Below are 4,200 nucleotides of genomic sequence, written 5' to 3' on the forward strand. Positions count from 1 at the left end.
GCCGTGCCGTCCGCCGCCACGGTGTAGGCGACGAGCCGCCGGTCGCCGGGCCGGTCCTCGCGGACGACGGCGCAGGCCGCGGCGACCGAGGGCAGGGCGGTGAGCGCGGCTTCGATCTCACCGAGTTCGATGCGGAAGCCGCGAAGCTTGACCTGGTCGTCGACGCGGGAGACGTAGACGAGCTCACCGGCGGCCGTCCAGCGCACCAGGTCGCCGGTGCGGTACATGCGGCCTCCCGCCCGGTCGAACGGGTCGGCCACGAAGCGGGAGGCGGTCAGGGCGGCCCGGCCGTGGTAGCCCCGGGCCACTCCCCCGCCGGCGACGTACAGTTCGCCCACGACGCCCGGCGGCACCGGTGCCAGCCGGCCGTCCAGGACGTGGACGCGGGTGCCGTCGACGGGGACGCCGATGGGCACGGCGCGGTCGGGGGCCAGCGGTCCGTCCGGGTGCTGGAAGGTGCTCATGGTCGCGCAGACGGTGGTCTCCGTCGGTCCGTAGGCGTTCACCAGGAACCGGTCCCGTGCCCAGGCGCGCACCAGGGCCGGCGGGCACGCCTCCCCGGCGAGGACCAGCGTGGTGCCGGCCGGCAGCGAGCCGGGCGGCATCACCGCGAGGACGGCGGGCGGCAGGGTGAGGTGGCTGACGCCCCGCTCGCGGACCAGCGCGGCCAGCGCGGGGCCGGGCAGCAGGGCCTCGCGCTCGTCGATCTCCAGGCACGCCCCGGAGAGCAGGCCCATGCACAGCTCCCAGAACGCGGCGTCGAAGCTGACGGACGCCATGTGCAGCACCCGGCTGTCCGGGGTGACGCGCAGCCGCTCGATCTGGGTCCGGGCCATGGCGCCGGCGCCCTGGTGGGTGACCACGACACCCTTCGGGCGGCCGGTGGAGCCGGACGTGTAGATGACGTACGCCGGATGTTCCGGGAGCAGGGCCGGGGCGGGGCCCGTGCGGGGGGCCGGGTGCGTGGGGGCGGGTGCCGGGGATCCGTCGCGGAGGTCGCCCACGTACACGCAGGGCACCTCGGAATCGGGCAGGCGGCGGCGGACCGCGGGGGTGGTGAGGAGCAGGCGGGGCCGGGAGTCCTCGATCATGTAGGACAGCCGCCGGGCCGGGTAGTCGGGGTCGAGCGGCACGTACGCCGCACCGGCCTTGAGGACGCCGAGGAGCGCGACGACCAGGTCGTGGGTGCGGGGCAGGGCGACGGCCACCCTGTCCTCCGGGCCCGCGCCCAGGGCCGTGAGGTGGTGGGCGAGGGCGTCGGAGCGGGCGTCGAGCTCGCGGTAGGTCAGGGTGGTGTCCGCGTCGCGGACGGCCGGGGCGTCCGGGGAGCGCCGTACCCGGTCGGCGAAGAGCGCCGGGACGGTCGCCACGGGGAGGTTCCCGGCGGGGCCGGTCCCCCAGGCGTCGAGGCGTGCTCGCTCGGCTGCGGTGAGGACGTCGTAGGCGCTCAGCCTGCGCTCCGGGTCGGTGGTGACGGCGCGGAGCAGCAGGGCCAGACGTCCGGCGAGGCCCTGGACCGTGGCCGCGTCGAAGAGTTCCGTCGCGTAGTCGACGGCGGCCCGCATGCCGGTGGGCACGCCGTGTTCGTCGTGGGTCTCGGTGAAGGTGAACGACAGGTCGAACTTGCTGACGCCGGGGTCGACCGGCACGCCCGTCGCGGTGAGGCCGGGCAGGTCGATCGGGGCGGCGGGGGCGTGGTTCTGGAGGACGAGCATGGTCTGGAAGAGCGGATGGTGGTTCCGCGACCGCGCGGGGTTGAGCAGTTCCACCAGGCGCTCGAAGGGGACGTCCTGGTGTGCGTACGCCGACAGGTCGAACTCCTTCACACGGTCGAGGAGTTCGAGGAAGGTGGGGTCGCCGCTCAGGTCGGTGCGGAGCACGAGCGTGTTGACGAAGAAGCCGACGAGGTCGGCGGCGGCCTCGTCGGTGCGTCCGGCGACGGCCGTGCCCAGCGGGATGTCGTCCCCCGCGCCGTGCCGGGAGAGGACGGCCGACAGGGCGGCCTGGAGCACCATGAAGACGCTGCACCCGCGGGAGCGCGCGAGGTCAGCGACCCGCCGGGCGGTGAGGGGGTCGAGGTCGAAAGTGTGGGTGGCGCCGGTGTGCCGGGGCGCCGCGGGGCGCGGCCGGTCCCACGGCAGCTCGACCATCTCCGGCAGCCCGTCCAGCGCCTCGCGCCAGTGGGCCAGTTGCCGGGCGACGAGGCTGCCGGGTCCGTTCTCGTCGCCGAGCAGACGGTGCTGCCAGAGGGTGAAGTCGGCGTACTCCACGGGCAGCCGGGTCCAGGACGGCGCCTCGCCGCGGGCCCTGGCACGGTAGGCGGCCCCCAGGTCGCGCGTGAGGGGTGCGAGGGACGAGCCGTCGGCGGCGATGTGGTGGACGACGAGGACGAGGACGTGGACGTCGTCGGCGGGGCGCAGCAGGTTCGCCCGGACCGGGAGCCGGTGCTCGATGTCGATCGCCGTGTGCGCGGCGGCCGCGATCCGCGCGGGGAGCCGCTCCTCCTCGACGTGCTCCACGGTGAGCGGCAGGTGGACGTCATCGGGGGCGGTGACGTGCTGGTGCGGCCGGCCGTCGCGCTCCGGGAAGACGGTGCGCAGGGCCGCGTGCCGGGTGACGACGTCCCCGAGGGCCAGGCGCAGGGCTTCCGTGTCGAGCGGTCCCTCCAGTCGCAGGGCGAAGGGGATGTTGTAGGTCGCGGAGGGGCCTTCGAGGCGGTGGAGGAACCACAGTCGCCGCTGGGCGTAGGAGAGCGGAAGGACGGTGGGGCGTTCCTGCGGTACGAGGGCGGGGCGGGCGGGGCGGCCCGCGTCCCGCAGGGCGGTGGCGAGCGTGGCGACGGTGGGGTTCTCGAAGAGGGCGCGGATCTCGGTCTCGGTGTCCAGGGCGGTGCGGATGCGGCCCACGAGCCGGGTGGCCAGCAGGGAGTGGCCGCCCAGGGCGAAGAAGTCGTCGTCCACGGCGACGCGGTCCACGCCCAGGACGTCGGCGAACAGCCCGGCGAGGATCTCCTCGTGGGCGTTGCGCGGGAGCTGGCCGGCCGGGTCCCGCGGGCCGGTGGGGACGGGCAGGGCCGACCGGTCGAGCTTGCCGTTGGGGGTCAGGGGCAATGCGTCCAGTGGCTGGATCGCGGCGGGCACCATGTAGGCGGGCAGGTGGCGGCCCACGTGCGCGGCGAGCAGGCCGGGTTCAGGCGTGCGGCCGGGGGCCGGGACGACGTAGGCGGTCAGGGTGCGGTCGCCGGGGAGGTCCTCACGGACCACGACGCAGGCCGCACGGACGGACGGGTCGGCGCGCAGCACCGCCTCGATCTCGGCCGGCTCGATGCGGTGGCCGCGGAGTTTGACCTGCTGGTCGGCCCGGGCGACGTAGTGCAGGGTGCCCCGGGCGTCCCGGCGCACGAGGTCGCCGGTGCGGTACATCCGCTGTCCGTCGCCGGCGAACGGATCGGCGACGAAGCGCGTGGCGGTGAGGCCCGGGCGGCCCAGGTACCCGCGCGCGACCCCCGGCCCGGCGACGTACAGTTCCCCCTCCGCGCCGGGGGGTACGGGCCGCAGGGCCGCGTCGAGCACATGGGCACGCATGCCGTCGAGCGGCCGGCCGATCGGTGGGACGGCGTCGGGGGCGTCGTCGGGGCCGGCACGGTGGACGGTCGCGAAGGTGGTGGTCTCGGTGGGCCCGTAGACGTTGAGGAAGGCGGTGCCCGGGTGGGCGGCGGCCAGGCGCTGGAGGACCCCGGGGGCCGCCGCCTCGCCTCCGGAGGCGACGAGCCGCAGCCCTCGGAAGGCGCCGGGATCGGTTTCGGCGAGGACGTTGAACAGGGCGGTCGTCAGGAACACCGCCGTCACGCCGTCCCGGGCCGTCAGCTCCCGGAGTGCGGTGGGCTGAAGCGTTCCTTCCGGGGCGACGACGACGCGGCCGCCGTTCAGCAGGGGCGCCCACATCTCGAAGGTGGAGGCGTCGAAGACGTACGCCGAGTGCATCAGGACGGCGTCGGCCACGCCGCCGCTCCACGTCCGGTCCGCCGAGAGGGCGGTGATGTCGGCGTGGGTCACGCCGACGCCCTTGGGGAGGCCGGTGGAGCCGGAGGTGAACATGACGTACGCGAGCCGGTCGCCGCCCCCGCCGGCGGGCAGCGGACCGGGGGCGGCCGGGCCGCCGTCCCGCACACCGCCCGCCGCGTCGACCGACACCACGCGC

The 4,200-nt window shown here is 75.6% G+C and carries 1 protein-coding gene; it reads right to left on the bottom strand.

Annotated features, from left to right (window positions below; translation table 11 throughout):
* Positions 1-4,200, bottom strand: a 4,200-nt coding sequence (locus tag ABZ371_RS29725) for an amino acid adenylation domain-containing protein (RefSeq protein WP_358685372.1), incomplete at both ends; no start/stop codon positions are given.

It is taken from the genome of Streptomyces sp. NPDC005899, assembly GCF_040629645.1.
In the GTDB taxonomy this organism is placed as follows: Bacteria; Actinomycetota; Actinomycetes; order Streptomycetales; family Streptomycetaceae; genus Streptomyces.